The sequence below is a fragment of the Streptomyces flavofungini genome, from assembly GCF_041028215.1.
In the GTDB taxonomy this organism is placed as follows: domain Bacteria; phylum Actinomycetota; class Actinomycetes; order Streptomycetales; family Streptomycetaceae; genus Streptomyces; species Streptomyces flavofungini_B.
In genome coordinates this window covers 1-14,043 of the sequence record NZ_JASKYR010000178.1, presented here as the reverse complement: position 1 = coordinate 14,043, position 14,043 = coordinate 1, and the positions used below count along the sequence as shown (strand labels likewise).

Here is a 14,043-nt window from a genome sequence, read left to right as displayed (position 1 = left end):
GTTTGGGGCGGTCGGAGGGCGACTGGTACCGTGGACAGCTGTGTCTCGTAGCCCTCTCAAGCATCGAGGCGCGTGTCATCAAACTCATCTGCAGTACCTCTGCAGGACCTGAACCTGAAAAGGCTCTTTCGTGGCGAACATCAAGTCCCAGATCAAGCGGATCAAGACCAACGAGAAGGCGCGTCAGCGCAACAAGGCGGTCAAGTCTTCCCTGAAGACCGCGATCCGCAAGGCCCGCGAGGCCGTTGCCGCCGGTGACACCCAGAAGGCCGCCGAGCTCACGCGTGAGGCCACGCGCCAGCTCGACAAGGCCGTCTCCAAGGGCGTCATCCACAAGAACCAGGCCGCCAACAAGAAGTCGGCGCTTGCGACGAAGGCCGCGTCCCTCAAGGGCTGAAGCCTCTGCGAGCACCGCGGGCCGTCCTCTCCGGGCGACTGACAGCGGACTCACTTGATCCGACGCCGATACGGGACGCAGCGGGCCCTCTCTCCCGCTCCCGTCCGGCACCCGGTTCCGTACACGACTGCGTTCGCCACGCGGGTACGGAGCCACACAGCGTGAACGAAAACCCCGCCCGTCGGCCTTCCCCAGATCGACGAGGCGGGGTTTTCGGCGTTCGGGGATCAGGAACGACCGGATCTGGCGGCGCGGGCGATGGTGACGACGGCCTTCTCCAGCGCGTACTCCGGGTCGTCGCCGCCGCCCTTGACGCCCGCGTCGGCCGCGGCGATCGCGGTGAGCGCGGCGGCCACGCCGTCCGGGGTCCAGCCGCGCATCTGCTGGCGCACGCGGTCGATCTTCCACGGCGGCATGCCCAGCTCCCTGGCCAGGTCGGCGGGGCGTCCGCCCCGGGCCGAGGAGAGCTTGCCGATGGCCCGCACACCCTGCGCGAGCGCACTCGTGATCATGACGGGGGCGACCCCGGTCGACAGTGACCAGCGCAGCGCCTCAAGCGCCTCCGCCGCCCGCCCCTCCACGGCCCGGTCCGCGACCGTGAAGCTCGACGCCTCCGCCCGGCCGGTGTAGTACCGCCCGACCACCGCCTCGTCGATCGTGCCCTCGACGTCCGCGACCAGCTGCGAGACCGCGGAGGCCAGCTCACGCAGATCGCTGCCGATCGCGTCGACCAGGGCCTGGCACGCCTCCGGCGTCGCCGAACGCCCCGTCGTCCGGAACTCCGAGCGCACGAACGACAGCCGGTCCGCGGGCTTGGTCATCTTCGGGCAGGCGACCTCCCGGGCCCCCGCCTTGCGGGCCGCGTCGAGCAGGGCCTTGCCCTTGGCGCCGCCCGCGTGCAGCAGCACGAGGGTGATCTCCTCGACGGGAGACCCCAGATACGCCTTCACGTCCTTGACCGTGTCGGCCGACAGATCCTGCGCGCTCCGCACGACCACCACCTTCCGCTCGGCGAAGAGCGAGGGGCTGGTGAGCTCGGCGAGCGTGCCGGGCTGCAACTGGTCGGGGGTGAGGTCACGCACGTCCGTGTCCGCGTCGGCGGCACGGGCGGCCGCGACCACCTGCTGCACGGCACGGTCGAGGAGCAGGTCCTCCTGCCCCACGGCGAGCGTGAGGGGAGCGAGCGGATCGTCGTTAGCTGTCTTCCTGGCCATCGCGGTACAGCATCCCACGCGGCACTGACACTCCCCCTCCGGCGGCCCGGCCGGGGACACCGTCTCCCGCCGCGCGGCCCGTATCGCAGAATGGGCACGTGAGCGACGTACGACATGTCCTGGTGCTGCCCGACCGCGATGCCGCGGAGGAGGTGGCCGAAGAGCTTCCCGACCGTTTCGGCGTCACCGAGGAGCCGCAGCTCGTACGGGACGCCCTGGCCGGTGAGGACGACGCCGAGGACGCCCAGTGGCTGGTCGTGGTGGAGGACCCCGCGTCCCGCCTCGACCGCACGGCCCTCGACGAACTGGCCGCCGAGCACGAAGGCTGGCTGGAGGCCCCCTGACCGCATGAGCCCACCCGCCCGGCCGTCGGGCGGGTCAGCTCTCACGTCAGCTCTTGGGCACGACCTGGATGTCGAGGTCGACCGTGATGCTGTGCCCGACCGCCGCGATGCCGCGCGCGAGCATCGTCTGCCAGGTGATCGTGAAGTCGTCGCGGTGCAACTCCGTACTGGCCCGGCAGGCCACGCGGGTCTCCCCCTCCAGCCCCTGCCCGACCCCGAGATACTCGGCGTCCAGCGTCACCGTCCGCGTCACACCGTGCAGCGTCAGACCGCCGGATATCGCCCAGCGGCTGCCGCCCTTGTGCGCGAAGCGGTCGCTGTAGAACTCCATCGTCGGAAAGCGCGCCACGTCCAGGAAGTCCCCGGAGCGCAGATGGTCGTCGCGCATCTTGACGGCCGTGTCGATGGACGCCGCGTCGATGACGACATGCATCGCGGAGTCCTCCATGCGCTCACCCATCCGGATCGCACCCGCGAAGCTGTTGAACCGCCCATGGATACGGGCCAGCCCGATGTGCCGCGCGGAGAACCCGACCGAGGAGTGCAGCGGATCGACCTCCCAGTCCCCGGGCTCGGGAAGCGCGGGCGGCTGCGCGACCTGCAAGGTGACGTCACCGAGCGAGGCGTGCGCGTCCTCCCCGACCGTGGCGCTCGCCCGGTACGGGGTGTACCCCTCCGCCGAGACCGCGAGGCGGTACTCCCCCGCCGGCACGGTCGTGACGAACGAGCCGAACGGGTCCGTGCCACCGCCCACCACCTTGCGGCCCGCGGCATCGCTGACCACGAACTCCGCGTTCCGCACGGGCTCGTTCACGGGGTCGAGCACCCGGCAGCTCAGCACCCCCGCGCTCGGCGGAACCGCGAACGCCGACAAGGCCCCCGTCCGTCCCATCCGATTCGTACGGTTCCCGAGCCGGTTCCCCAGCCAGCGGCCGAACACCTGCGACACACCCCCGCTTTCCCTTGACACACCTGAAAACTGCAAACTGCGACGAAAAGGCATTCGATCACCGTTGCGGCATTCGACGCAACACGGACCCACATCGCACCCAATGCCGACGATGCGGTGGAGCGCGGCTAGTGGCCCACTTTGAGCACCCGGTCCCCGGGCTCCTCCGGTCCTTCGGCCTGTTCCGGCTCTCCCGGCTCTTTCGGCTCTTCGGTCTCCTTGGTCTCCTTGGTCTCCTTGGTCTCCTCCGGCCCTTTGGGCTCTTCGGCCTCTTCCGGCTCCTCGGCCTCCTCGGTCTGCTCGGTCTCTTTGGGCTGCTCGGTCTGCTCGGTCTCTTTGGGCTCAGGACGGTCTCGTCGCGACGGCGAGCCGTGGTGCCGAGCGCCGACCCGAAGCCACCACCGCGATCGCCCCCCGCTCGTCCGTGCGCAGCACCTCCGCTCCGCCTGCCCGCAGCGCCGCCATCGTGACGGGTGCCGGATGGCCATATGTGTTGTCAGCTCCGCAGCTGACCAGGGCCAGCCGGGGTGACGCCCTGCGCAGCAGCTCCGGATCCTGCTGGGCCGAGCCGTGATGGGCGACCTTCAGGACGTCCACGGGCGGGAGCACCGCGCCTTCCGGGCTGCGCAACAGGGCTCGCTGAGCGGGTGGTTCGAGGTCTCCGAGCAGCAGCAGGCTCACCCCGGCGGTCCGCACGAGCAGGGCGACGCTGGCGTCGTTCGGCCCCTCGGGCCGTATCCGGGAATCGGCGCGCGGCCACAGCACCCGCCACTCCAAGTCCCCCGCCCGCCGCCGCTCCCCCGCCACGGCCGACGCGGACTGGTGGCGGCAGGCCGTCTTCTACCAGATCTACCCGCGCAGCTTCGCCGACTCCGACGGCGACGGCATCGGTGACCTCCCCGGCATCACCTCCCGGCTGCCGCACCTCGCCGCGCTCGGCGTGGACGCCCTCTGGCTGAGCCCGTTCTACCCCTCCGAACTCGCCGACGGCGGCTACGACGTGGCCGACCACCGCGACGTCGACCCCCGGCTCGGCACCCTCGACGACTTCGACGAGCTGGTCCGCGCGGCCCGTGCCCTCGGTCTGCGGATCATGGTCGACATCGTGCCCAACCACTCCTCCGACCAGCACGTCTGGTTCAAGGAGGCGCTGGCGGCAGCCCCCGGCTCGGCCGCCCGCGAGCGCTATGTCTTCCGTGCGGGCCGGGGCGTGGACGGTGAACTGCCGCCCACCGACTGGCCCTCCAGTTTCGGCGGCCCCGCCTGGACCCGCGTCCCCGACGGCCAGTGGTACCTGCACCTCTACGCTCCGCAGCAGCCCGACTTCAACTGGGACAACCCCGAGGTGCGCGAGGACTTCCACGACACCCTGCGGTTCTGGTCGGACCGGGGTGTCGCGGGGTTCCGGGTGGACGTCGCCCACGGCCTCGCCAAGGACCTGCGCGCACCGCTGCGCGACCTCGGTGACGAGCAGAGCTACCAGCCCGGCGCACTGCCGGACGACGGCACCCACCCACTCTGGGACCGCGACGCGGTGCACGAGATCTACCGCGGCTGGCGGCAGGTCTTCAACACCTACGACCCGCCGCGCTTCGCCGTCGCCGAGGCCTGGGTGCGCTCCTCACGGCGGACGGCCTACGCCTCGGCGGACGGCCTCGGCCAGGCGTTCAACTTCGACTTCCTCTACGCGCGGCTCGACGCGGCTGAGATGCACACCGTCATCGACGGCGCGCTCGCCGACGCGCGTGCGGCGGGGGCGACCAGCACCTGGGTCCTGTCCAACCACGACGTGGTGCGGCACGTCTCCCGCTACGCCCTGCCCGGCTGCTCCACCAAGCACGACATCGAGGCCTGGCTGCTCGCCGACGGCCGGGAACCGGCCCCCGACCTCCCCTCGGGCATGCGCAAGGCGCGCGCCGCCGCACTGCTGATGCTGGCGCTGCCCGGGTCCGCGTACGTCTACCAGGGCGAGGAGTTGGGCCTGCCCGAGGTCGCCGACCTGGACCGGGCCGACCTGCGGGACCCGATGTGGGTACGGAGCGGGGGACGCGTCAAGGGGCGCGACGGGTGCCGGGTGCCGCTGCCGTGGACCCGTACGGGCGCGAGCCACGGCTTCGGCCCCGGCGGCTCGTGGCTGCCGCAGCCCGCGGACTGGGGCCGCTACTCGGTCCAGGCCCAGAGCGGTGACCGCGGGTCGTTCCTGGAGCTGTACCGCGCGGCGCTGCGGCTGCGCCGGGCGCTGGTCGCGGACGAGACGCTGGAGTGGGTGGGACCACGGGAGCGGACGCGCCGGGGTCTGCTGCACTTCGCCCGTACCGGCGGCTGGCACACCGTCAGCAATCTGTCCGACGCGACCGTCGCGCTGCCGGAGGGTGAGGTGCTGCTCGCCTCGGGCCCACTGACCGGCGACGGACTGCCGCCGTGGACGACGGTCTGGCTGCGGGCCGGGGCCGCGACGGCGTCCACCGGCTGACCCGGTTCACGGGCGGGTGGCCCCGCGACGCCACCTTGCCGGGTCGATCCTGCCCTCGTACAGGGGGAGTTCGAGCGGTGCCTGGCCGTCCGCGAACGGGTCCCACACCCGGGCCAGGCCCGCCGTCCCCGCCGCCCGTACCCGCCGGGCCTCGGCCAGGTCGAGCACGTCCGTCAGGACCTCTTCCCGCCCCGGCCCGGCCTCGGCGCGCACCTGCCCCTCCGGGTCCACGAAGAGGCTGCGCCCGACGCCGTCCGGCGCCGCCGCGTTGAGGCTGGCCATGAACACCTGGTTGACGATCGCGTTGGCCCGCGCGAGCACGACTTCCTGGGCGCGGTCCACGGTGGGGGTGCGCACCAGGTTCAGTACGAGGTCGGCGCCCCGCCAGGCCAGATGGCGGGTGACCTCGGGGAACCAGGCGTCGTAGCAGATGGTCAGGCCCACCCGCCCGTGGTCGCCCAGGTCGAAGACCACGAAGCCGTCACCGGACGCCGTGGTCTCGTGCGGCCGCCACACGAAGACCTTCCGGTACTCGGCGACGCGCTCACCGGTGGGCGAGTACACGGGGGCCGTGTTGTAGATCCGGCCGTCCGCGCCCCGCTCGTAGACCGTGCCCGGCACGAGCCAGACGCCCGCTTCCCGGGCGAGCTCCGCGAGACGCCTGCCGCGCGGCCCGTCCAGCGGCTGGGCCGCGGAGGCCATGACCGCCTCCGGGTCCTCTCCCGCCCGGTGCCCACAGAGATGCAGCTCCGGATAGGCCAGCAGCCGCACCCCGGGATGCGCCCCGACGACGCGGCGCACGTCCGCGGCGAAGGCGTCAAGCCCGTCGGCGGCGTGGTGCCACGCGGCCGCCTGGACGAGAGCGACCGGCAGGGGAATCGTCATCGCGGGGACAACCTTCCGAGCGTTGGGGCGACCGTCCCGTGGCATCCGGGAGCACGAACGAGCCAACCATCACGCCCAATACCGGCACAAGATCCCCTTCTCCTGTGCGGCCCACAGGAAGATCCTGTGGATCTCCCATGGGTGGCGCGCCCGGCCGCCGGTGGTCCCGGGCTATGGAGGACCTAGAATTCCGCGACCGATCTCATGGGGAGGGGCCAGTTGCGCTACCTACGTCTCGCGGGCGTTCTTGTCGCGCTCACCGTCGTGCCCGCGTGCGCGGGCGGCGGGGACACATCCGATGCCGAGCCCAGCTCGTCGCCCGGCACATCGCCGGTGCAGGTCCGCATGGGCACCGTGCGGGACCACCGGGCCACCCGGCTCGGGATATCGCTCGACTTCACCAATGAGGGCCGCCCTCGGCCCGACGTCACCGTCGACGTGCGCCTCGGGGGGCGTTACTCCGGTGACGCCCGGCCGAAGCTGGAGCAGGACAGCGGCGCCGGCTTCAAGCCGGTCGCCCTGGCCACGGACAAGCGGGGCTTCACCGGCACCTTCCGTATGGATCTGCCACGGGGCACCTCCCTGTCCTTCCTGCGCATCACCCCGAGCATCCGCCCCAAGCTCGAAGGCCAGGGTGTGCCGGTGGATGTCGCCTTCAGGGACGGCACGCGCACACTGGCGCGGAAGCACCTGACCGCGCCCCTGACTGCGCTCTCTCTCGAACGCGTTTCCCCGACCGCTCCCGCACCCCTGCGCGACGACCGCTGGACGGAAGTGGTCTACACCGCGGTCAACCATTCGGGCAGCGCGTTTCCGAAGGCACAGATACAGGCGGAGTACACCGCCTGCCCGGCGGCGGCGGACGACCCGCAGGACCCGGAAAAATGCCCCGACTTCTCGCCTCATGTGACGACTTCCCTGCGCACCCAGTACTACGACGGCAAGCGCTGGCGGGACGTCACCGCGCCCGACGACGGCTCCGCGATCGCCGAGACGCTGACCATGCCTCTGGGAGCGCTGCCCGCGGAATCCACGCGGAAGTTCACGTTCAGGTTCTCAGGACGGGAGGGCCTCGACCGCAAGGTCCGCCTGCTGGTGCTCAGTGCCCGGGTCAACGGAAAGGCCGAGGGGGCGTCCGAGCGCTCGGGCGGCTTCGCGTCTCCGATCGCTTTCGACGTCCGCTGAGTTTCGACGCCCGCCGACATGGCTTGCCCCGGCGAGGACGGGGAACCCGTTCCTCTACATAGTTGTAGATGAGTTCGGACGAGTCGTAGAAAGAGGCAGCCAGCATGGAGATCTCAGGGATCATCACCGCGGTCGTGATCGGTATCGTCATCGGGATCCTGGGGCGTCTCGTCCTGCCGGGCCGTCAGCGCATCGGCGTCCTGTGGACCATTCTGGTCGGCATCGTCGCCGCCCTCATCGGTACGGCCATCGCCGGAGCCCTCGATGTGGCCGACACCAAGGGCATCGACTGGATCGAACTCGCCATCCAGATCGGCCTCGCCGCCGTCGGCGTCGCCGGTGTCGAGCGCCTCAAGGGCCGCCGCTGAGCCTCACTCCTTGCGCAGGGGGGCTCCGATGGCCAGGTCCCCGTCGAGCTTCGCGACCACGGTGGCCGCGAGGGGCGGGGCGTAGCGGGTGGCCCACTCCTCGACCGATGCCAGGAAATCGGCGAGCTGGTCCTGCACGGACCGCATGAGCACGGGCAGCCGCGCCAGCGGCAGATCGATGGGGAACGCGTCCGGCCGGTCCTCGTCGGGCCAGAGCCGGACGGTCGCCCCGACATGCTCGACGCGCGGCGTGGGGTCGTGGCCGAGCCACGGCTCCGCGCCGTCGAGCAGGTCGAGCCAGTCCCGCCAGTTCTCCAGACCGAAGCAGCAGCCGGGAGGCACGGTGACTCCGGTGGCGGTGTCCCGGACCCGCAGCCCGCCGGGCGCCATGACGCACTCGGCGGACACCAGGCCACGGACCTGTTCCACGACGGCTTCGGCGTCGGCGCCGGGCTCGGCGGCCTCCCGCTTGTGGAGGTCGTTGTTGTAGCAGGCCAGAACCGCCATGGCGGTGCCCAGTTCCGGCGGCGACAGACGGCCGGACAGTGCGAGCAGCCGGTCCGCGGGCAGGTCGGCGACAGGCCACAGAGCGAAGTCGACGGCCTCGTGGGTCTCCAGCACGGCATCCATGATCAGCACGTCCCAAGTGTCGCTCCCCGGCCGGTCCGGACGCCCGGTATTTCCAAGGCGGGCACGAGACCCGCATCCGCGGCACGCATCCGGCCCGGCTGTTTCCATGACGCCCGGGACAGGACGACCCCCGGACGGATGCCGGGACACGACGTCCCGAGAGACACTGCCGAGACCCGACGGCCGCAACACAACGACCGCGACCCGGCGGCCGCGCCCCAACGAACTGAGAGCAGACAGCCACCATGCCCCGTTCGATCGCCACCAACACCCGCGTCGGCCTCGAAGGCCTCCTGGACTTCGTACGCCCCCGCCACCGCGCCCTGCTCCTCACCCGCCGCGCCGACGGCAGCCCTCAGGCATCACCGCTGACCTGCGGCGTCGACGACGCCGGGCGCCTTGTCATGTCGACGTACCCGGAGCGCGCCAAGACCCGTAACGCACGCCGCGACCCCCGGGTCGCCGTCGTCGTCCTGTCCGACGACTGGAACGGTCCCTGGGTCCAGATCGACGGCGAAGCCGAGGTCCTCGACAGCCCGGACTCGGTGGAGCCGCTCGTCGAGTACTTCCGGAACATCTCGGGCGAACACCCGGACTGGGACGAGTACCGCGAGGCGATGCGCAAGCAGGGCAAGTCCCTGATCCGCGTCACACCCCGCAGCTGGGGACCGGTCGCGACCGGCGGTTTCCCGGCGCACCTGGCCGAGTGAGGGACGCGAGGGACCTCCGGGCCGCACGCTAGCCGTCCCCGTCCACCTTGTGGACGACCGTGTCGCCGGGGGCCAGTGGCCGTCCGTCGGCGGCCAGTACTTCGAGCGGGCGCAGGCCCTGGCCCTGGCGGCGGTCGACCAGCCGTGAGCGCGGCTCGTCCGGGGCGAAGAAGTTCCCTTCGCCCCACTGCCGCAGTGCCACGATGACGGGGAAGAGCGCCTCCCCCTTCGGCGTCAGTACGTACTCGCGGTAGGCACTGCCGTCCGAGGCGGGGACGGACGCGAGGATGCCCCCCGCGACCAGGGTGCGCAGGCGCGCGGTGAGGATGTTCTTCGCCACGCCGAGGCCGCGCTGGAACTCCCCGAAGCGGCGGCTCCCGTCGAAGGCGTCGCGCACGATCAGCAGGGACCACCAGTCGCCGATCGCGTCCACCGATCTGGCCACGGGGCACTCGCTGTCGTCGAAGCGTGTCCTGGTCACCATGGCTACCCCGTCATCCGGTCCGAGCTGGCTTGCTGGCTTGCTGGCTTGCTGGCTTGCTGGCTTGCTGGCTTGCTGGCTTGCTGGCTTGCTGGCTTGCTGGTTGCAAGATGCTACCAAAGCGTCTACCGTCGCCTCGTTCGCAGAGTGGTAGCAAGTTGCCACCAGGCGGGTCCGACCAGGGGGAGAGATGCCGATGTCCTGCGACAGCGAGGCCTCGGAACGGCAGGATGCGGCGAGCCGGGGGGCGGGTCCCGGCTCCGGGCTCTCCCGGGGTGTCGTCGCCCTGTTCGCCGTCGCCTGCGGGGCGGCGGTGGCCAACGTGTACTTCTCCCAGCCGCTCCTGGTGACCATGGGGCACGACCTCGCCATGAGCCCGGCGCTGGTCGGAAGCGTCGTCACCCTCACCCACGTCGGCTACGGCCTCGGTCTCTTCTTCCTCGTGCCGCTGGGTGACGTGGCCGACCGCAGACGGCTCATCGTCGTTCAACTGCTGCTCCTCGTCGGCGCGTTGGTCTTGGTCGCCACCGCCCGCACCGCCGCGGCCCTGCTCGCCGGCATGGCCGCGACAGGGCTGCTCGCGGTCGTCACCCAGACCCTGGTGGCCTTCGCGGCGTCGCTCGCCCCGCCCACCGGACGCGGACGCGTCGTCGGCACGGTCACCAGCGGCGTGGTCATCGGCATCCTGCTCGCCCGCACCGCGTCCGGCCTCCTCGCCGATCTCGCGGGCTGGCGCTCCGTCTACCTCGCGTCGGCGTCGCTCACCGCTCTGCTCGCCCTCGTCCTGCACCGCGTACTGCCGCGCCGGAGCGACGAGGCCGCGCCGACGCCCCTGCCCTACGGACAGCTGCTGCGCTCCACGGTCACCCTGTTCGCGCGGGAACGGCTGCTCAGGCTGCGGGCCCTGTTCGGGCTGCTGGTCTTCGCCGCGTTCAGCACGCTGTGGAGCAGCGTCGCGCTGCCGCTCAGCGAGGCCCCGTACTCCCTGTCCCACAGCGCGATCGGGGCGCTCGGCCTGATCGGTGCCGCCGGAGCCCTCGCCGCGGGCGTGGCGGGCCGCCTCAACGACCGCGGGCTCTCGCGGCTCACCACCGGCGCCGCGCTGGCACTGCTCGCGCTCTCCTGGCTGCCGCTGGCCTTCACCCGCGGCTCGCTCTGGGCCCTGGTCGTCGGCGTGGTCCTCCTCGACCTCGCCGTGCAGGCGGTCCACGTCACCAACCAGACCCTGATCTACGCGCTGCACCCGGCGGCGGGCAGCCGTCTGATCGGCGGATACATGGTCTTCTACGCGGTCGGCAGCGCCACCGGCGCCCTCGCCGCGACCTCCCTCTACGCGGTGGCCGGTTGGGGTGCCGTCTGCGCGCTGGGCGCGGCGCTGAGCTGCCTCGGCCTCGCGCTGTGGGCGTGCACCTCGCGCCCGTTCAGGCGAGGGTGACAGGCGTCCCGCCCGAGGCTTCGGTGCACGCCGCCCGGAGTGAGCGGCGCATGACCGGGATGGCAGGATCAGCCGGGTGAACAGTGATATCGCAGTCCTCGACAACCCCGTGGCCGAGTCGCTGCGCGGGCCGCACGCGCAGCTGGGGCGGTGTGTCGGCCGGGCGGCCACGTATCTGCCGGGGGTCTCGACCTTCTGCGCGCTTCCGGCCGAGCCGGGTGCCCAGGACTGGTCGGATCTGGCGGAGCTGCTCGGGTCCGGCGGCTTCGCCGACATGTTCAGCAACCCGGCGCTCCCGCCGCCCGGCTGGGAGCCGGTGTTCAAGCTGGAGGGCCACCAGATGCTCTGGCCCGACGGACGCACCGCAGGTGACCCGCTCCGGGCCGCGGGCACCGCGATATCCGGCACGGCGGTCGCCGGGTCGGCGACGGTCGGGCCGACAGCCGCGGACTTCGCGGTGGTCGAGTTGGGTCCGGACGACGTGCCCGAGATGCTGGACCTCGTCAAGGTGGCCCAGCCGGGCCCGTTCGGCCCGCGCACATGCGAACTCGGCACCTACCTCGGGGTGCGGGCGCGGGGACGCCTGGTCGCGATGGCGGGCGAGCGTCTGCGGCCCCCGGGCTTCACGGAGATCAGCGCCGTGTGCACGGCCCCCGAGGCGCGCGGGCAGGGCCACGCCGCGCGCCTCGTGCGGGCGCTGGTCGAGCTGATCGTGTCCCGGGGCGAACGGCCGTTCCTGCACGTGGCGGAGGCGAACACGGGCGCCGTCGCCCTGTACGAACGGATCGGCTTCGGGACCCGCCGGAACGTGACCTTCCAGGGCTTCCGCACGCCGTGACAGCGGCCCTGCCGTGAGCGGTGGCCTGCCGTGAGCGGCGGCTTATGCCCCCAGGCCCCGCACCGCCGCGACGTACGCGTCGAGTGCGGGCCGCGGGGCCCGGCCGAGGAGCGCCCGCAGGGAACCGCGGTCGGCGATGGACGTACCGTCGAGGAATCCCCCGGCGATCGCCGCGTACGTGCTCAGGAGCATCGGCACCTGGAACGGCCGCACCTGCCCGGCGGCGCTGATCGCCTCGCGGGTAGCAGCGAGCGCGCCCGGTTCGTACGAGGCTCCGGCCACCGCAGCCAACTCGGCCCCGCCAACGGCATGTTCACCCACGAGTTCGTAGGTGCGGCCCACGTGCTCCCCGGGGTCAACGGCCACGCGTACCGCCACCTCGGCCAGGTCCTCGCGCGCCACGGCGGCCAGGCTCCCCGTGCCCAGCGGTGCCGCTATGACCCCGTCGGGGCCCGGCGCGGCGATGGCGGCGAGGAACTCGGCGTACAGGCCGTTGCGCAGGACCGTCCACCGCAGTGCGGAGGAGCGCAGCCTGCGTTCGGTCCAGCGGTGGGCGAGCGCGTAGGTGAGGTGGTCGCCGTCGCCGGACAGGCTGGTGTAGACGACGTGSMCGASGGCCGCCTTCTCCGCGGCGGAGAGGGCGGCCTCGTGCCGGGCGACGACGACGTCGTCCTCGGCGGCCCCCGCCGAGATCATGAGCAGGGTGTCGACGCCGGTGAAGTCGAGGGAGCCGGGGTCGTCGAAGTCGGTGCGGCGTGCGCCGGGTACGGCCCCGCGGGTGCCGACGACGACGTCGGGGCGGTCGGCGAGGCGGGCGGTGATGAGCGTGCCGAGGGCGCCGGAGGCACCGGTGATCATGAGCATGGGAAACTTCCCCCGTGGGTTGGCCGTTGGGCGGATGGGTGGGTCGGAGACTGGGCCCGACCGGCGTGAGCCGACCGGCGCGAGCCGACCTGTGAGCCGACCGGCGCGAACCGACCGGCGTGAGCCGACCCGCTCGGGCCGGTCTGTGACCATGATGGTCGGCGGCACGCGGCCGCGTAAGGAGGCACTCTGATGTCAGCAGGGCACACGGCGGTAACCACCGCGCCGACCGGTGCGGCGGCGCCCGCCGCCGAGCCGGTGATCCGCTGCGACACCCCGCAGGACGAGTGCGGGGTGCGCGACGTCCTCGACCGGTTTGGCGACAAGTGGTCCGTGTACGTCGTGGTCGAACTCGCCTGGGGCGTCCTGCGGTTCAAGGAGTTGCAGCGCAGGATTCCCGGCGGCATATCGCAGCGCATGCTCACCGTCACCGTGCGCCGCCTGGAGCGCGACGGCCTGGTCAAGCGCACGGTGTACCCGACGATCCCGCCGCAGGTCGAGTACGAACTGACGGAGCTCGGCCACAGCCTCACCCACCTCGTCAAGGCGCTGGCCGACTGGTCCATCGACCACCGCCCGGCGATCGCCGCGGCGCGCGCGGCCTACGACGAAGCGGCGGCGGCAGCGGCGGCGGCAGCCGGGGAGTGACCGGCGGGTGCACCGGTCACGGCGTCAGCCGACGACCAGCACGATCTTGCCGCGTACGTGACCCTCCTCGCCGAGGCGGTGCGCCTCCGCGATCCCGGTGAGGGGAAAGGTCCGCACGACCGGCGGCACGAAGCGCCCGGACTCGATCAATGCGCCGATCACGTCGAGCGCGTACATCGCGCGGCCGGTGTCCCCGCGGCTGAACCGGACCCCGTGCTCCCGCGCCCCGGCGAAGTCGGCGAGCGTCACGACGCGTTCCGGGGCGCCCGTCAGCCGGATGAGCTCGGGCAGCACACCGCTGCCCGCGACATCGAGCGCCAGACCGATGCCGGTGGCAGCGCCGGAAGCGCCGGGCGCACCCGAAACGAGCGCGCGGACCCGCTCCCCGAGCCCCTCCCCGTACGACACGGGCTCGGCGCCCAGGGTCCGCAGAGAGCCGCGCTTCCCCGGGCCCGCGGTGCCGATCACCCGCAGCCCCTCCCCGTACGACACGGGCTCGGCGCCCAGGGTCCGCAGACAGTCGTGGTTGGCGGGGCCCGCGGTGCCGATCACCCGCGCGCCGCGCGCCACCGCGAGCTGAACGGCGGCGCTGCCGACGCTGCCGGAGGCGCCATTCACGAGC

The 14,043-nt window shown here is 72.3% G+C and carries 16 protein-coding genes and 1 pseudogene; 9 read left to right on the top strand and 8 right to left on the bottom strand.

Annotation, left to right across the window (positions count from 1 at the left end):
* The first annotated feature begins 130 nt into the window (after positions 1-130).
* Entirely contained in the window at positions 131-397 is a 267-nt protein-coding gene (rpsT, locus tag AB8Z36_RS14925; protein WP_055564969.1) for a 30S ribosomal protein S20, read from the top strand.
* 227 nt (positions 398-624) lie between these two features.
* Here rpsT and holA read toward each other — a convergent pair whose 3' ends face one another.
* Positions 625-1,611, bottom strand: coding sequence for a DNA polymerase III subunit delta (gene holA, locus AB8Z36_RS14920; RefSeq protein ID WP_369213770.1), 987 nt, complete (start codon positions 1,609-1,611; stop codon positions 625-627).
* Between the two features lie 98 nt (positions 1,612-1,709).
* Here holA and AB8Z36_RS14915 point away from each other — a divergent pair, with 98 nt between their 5' ends.
* Positions 1,710-1,955 (top strand): hypothetical protein, encoded by a 246-nt coding sequence (locus AB8Z36_RS14915; RefSeq protein ID WP_369213769.1) that lies wholly within the window; start codon positions 1,710-1,712, stop codon positions 1,953-1,955.
* Positions 1,956-2,001: 46 nt separating this feature from the next.
* Here the strand turns inward: AB8Z36_RS14915 and AB8Z36_RS14910 are convergent, their stop codons facing one another.
* A complete protein-coding gene (locus AB8Z36_RS14910) occupies positions 2,002-2,895 on the bottom strand; it encodes a YceI family protein (protein ID WP_440581923.1) in 894 nt (297 codons plus the stop codon).
* 390 nt (positions 2,896-3,285) lie between these two features.
* A pseudogene (locus AB8Z36_RS14905) lies at positions 3,286-3,714 on the bottom strand (ComEC/Rec2 family competence protein); the annotation flags it as partial.
* Here AB8Z36_RS14905 and AB8Z36_RS14900 point away from each other — a divergent pair.
* Positions 3,641-5,377, top strand: a complete 1,737-nt coding sequence (locus tag AB8Z36_RS14900; RefSeq protein ID WP_440581922.1) for a glycoside hydrolase family 13 protein — start codon at positions 3,641-3,643, stop codon at positions 5,375-5,377. The pseudogene AB8Z36_RS14905 and the gene AB8Z36_RS14900 sit on opposite strands and share 74 nt — an antisense overlap.
* 6 nt (positions 5,378-5,383) lie before the next feature.
* Here the strand turns inward: AB8Z36_RS14900 and AB8Z36_RS14895 are convergent, their stop codons facing one another.
* Positions 5,384-6,262 (bottom strand): carbon-nitrogen hydrolase family protein, encoded by an 879-nt coding sequence (locus AB8Z36_RS14895; protein ID WP_369213767.1) that lies wholly within the window; start codon positions 6,260-6,262, stop codon positions 5,384-5,386.
* 219 nt (positions 6,263-6,481) lie between these two features.
* Here AB8Z36_RS14895 and AB8Z36_RS14890 point away from each other — a divergent pair, with 219 nt between their 5' ends.
* Together AB8Z36_RS14890 and AB8Z36_RS14885 are read left to right on the top strand one after the other, a co-directional pair.
* Positions 6,482-7,447, top strand: a complete 966-nt coding sequence (locus AB8Z36_RS14890; RefSeq protein WP_369213766.1) for a hypothetical protein — start codon at positions 6,482-6,484, stop codon at positions 7,445-7,447.
* A gap of 104 nt (positions 7,448-7,551) precedes the next feature.
* Positions 7,552-7,815, top strand: a complete 264-nt coding sequence (locus tag AB8Z36_RS14885; protein ID WP_369213765.1) for a GlsB/YeaQ/YmgE family stress response membrane protein — start codon at positions 7,552-7,554, stop codon at positions 7,813-7,815.
* Between the two features lie 3 nt (positions 7,816-7,818).
* On the opposite strand, the gene AB8Z36_RS14880 is transcribed toward AB8Z36_RS14885, so the two are convergent.
* Positions 7,819-8,445 carry a hypothetical protein gene (locus AB8Z36_RS14880; RefSeq protein WP_369213771.1) on the bottom strand — a complete coding sequence of 209 codons (627 nt, stop codon included), beginning with the start codon at positions 8,443-8,445 and terminating at the stop codon, positions 7,819-7,821.
* Between the two features lie 245 nt (positions 8,446-8,690).
* Between AB8Z36_RS14880 and AB8Z36_RS14875 the strand changes: the two genes are divergently transcribed.
* Positions 8,691-9,155 (top strand): PPOX class F420-dependent oxidoreductase, encoded by a 465-nt coding sequence (locus tag AB8Z36_RS14875; protein ID WP_369213764.1) that lies wholly within the window; start codon positions 8,691-8,693, stop codon positions 9,153-9,155.
* A gap of 28 nt (positions 9,156-9,183) precedes the next feature.
* Here the strand turns inward: AB8Z36_RS14875 and AB8Z36_RS14870 are convergent, their stop codons facing one another.
* Positions 9,184-9,639, bottom strand: a complete 456-nt coding sequence (locus AB8Z36_RS14870) for a winged helix-turn-helix transcriptional regulator (protein ID WP_369213763.1) — start codon at positions 9,637-9,639, stop codon at positions 9,184-9,186.
* Between the two features lie 187 nt (positions 9,640-9,826).
* Here AB8Z36_RS14870 and AB8Z36_RS14865 point away from each other — a divergent pair, with 187 nt between their 5' ends.
* Both AB8Z36_RS14865 and AB8Z36_RS14860 read left to right on the top strand, forming a co-directional pair.
* Positions 9,827-11,071, top strand: a complete 1,245-nt coding sequence (locus tag AB8Z36_RS14865) for an MFS transporter (RefSeq protein WP_369213762.1) — start codon at positions 9,827-9,829, stop codon at positions 11,069-11,071.
* Positions 11,072-11,147: 76 nt separating this feature from the next.
* The gene (locus AB8Z36_RS14860; protein ID WP_369213761.1) at positions 11,148-11,909 is read left to right on the top strand and encodes a GNAT family N-acetyltransferase; all 762 of its coding nucleotides are present in this window, start codon (positions 11,148-11,150) and stop codon (positions 11,907-11,909) included.
* 42 nt (positions 11,910-11,951) lie between these two features.
* Here AB8Z36_RS14860 and AB8Z36_RS14855 read toward each other — a convergent pair whose 3' ends face one another.
* The gene (locus AB8Z36_RS14855) at positions 11,952-12,773 is read right to left on the bottom strand and encodes an NmrA family transcriptional regulator (protein WP_369213760.1); all 822 of its coding nucleotides are present in this window, start codon (positions 12,771-12,773) and stop codon (positions 11,952-11,954) included.
* A gap of 192 nt (positions 12,774-12,965) precedes the next feature.
* Between AB8Z36_RS14855 and AB8Z36_RS14850 the strand changes: the two genes are divergently transcribed.
* Complete coding sequence (locus AB8Z36_RS14850) at positions 12,966-13,421, top strand: winged helix-turn-helix transcriptional regulator (RefSeq protein WP_369213759.1); 456 nt, start codon at positions 12,966-12,968, stop codon at positions 13,419-13,421.
* 24 nt (positions 13,422-13,445) lie between these two features.
* On the opposite strand, the gene AB8Z36_RS14845 is transcribed toward AB8Z36_RS14850, so the two are convergent.
* Positions 13,446-14,043: zinc-binding dehydrogenase (locus tag AB8Z36_RS14845; RefSeq protein ID WP_369213758.1), on the bottom strand; the 598-nt coding region annotated here is incomplete at its 5' end.

Bases quoted from the DNA above. Each gene is read 5' to 3' on its own strand.
- holA (WP_369213770.1), bottom strand. From the start codon at position 1,611: ATGGCCAGGAAGACAGCTAACGACGATCCGCTCGCTCCCCTCACGCTC.
- AB8Z36_RS14895 (WP_369213767.1), bottom strand. From the start codon at position 6,262: ATGACGATTCCCCTGCCGGTCGCTCTCGTCCAGGCGGCCGCGTGGCAC.
- AB8Z36_RS14885 (WP_369213765.1), top strand. From the start codon at position 7,552: ATGGAGATCTCAGGGATCATCACCGCGGTCGTGATCGGTATCGTCATC.
- AB8Z36_RS14880 (WP_369213771.1), bottom strand. From the start codon at position 8,445: ATGGATGCCGTGCTGGAGACCCACGAGGCCGTCGACTTCGCTCTGTGG.
- AB8Z36_RS14875 (WP_369213764.1), top strand. From the start codon at position 8,691: ATGCCCCGTTCGATCGCCACCAACACCCGCGTCGGCCTCGAAGGCCTC.
- AB8Z36_RS14870 (WP_369213763.1), bottom strand. From the start codon at position 9,639: ATGGTGACCAGGACACGCTTCGACGACAGCGAGTGCCCCGTGGCCAGA.
- AB8Z36_RS14865 (WP_369213762.1), top strand. From the start codon at position 9,827: ATGCCGATGTCCTGCGACAGCGAGGCCTCGGAACGGCAGGATGCGGCG.
- AB8Z36_RS14850 (WP_369213759.1), top strand. From the start codon at position 12,966: ATGTCAGCAGGGCACACGGCGGTAACCACCGCGCCGACCGGTGCGGCG.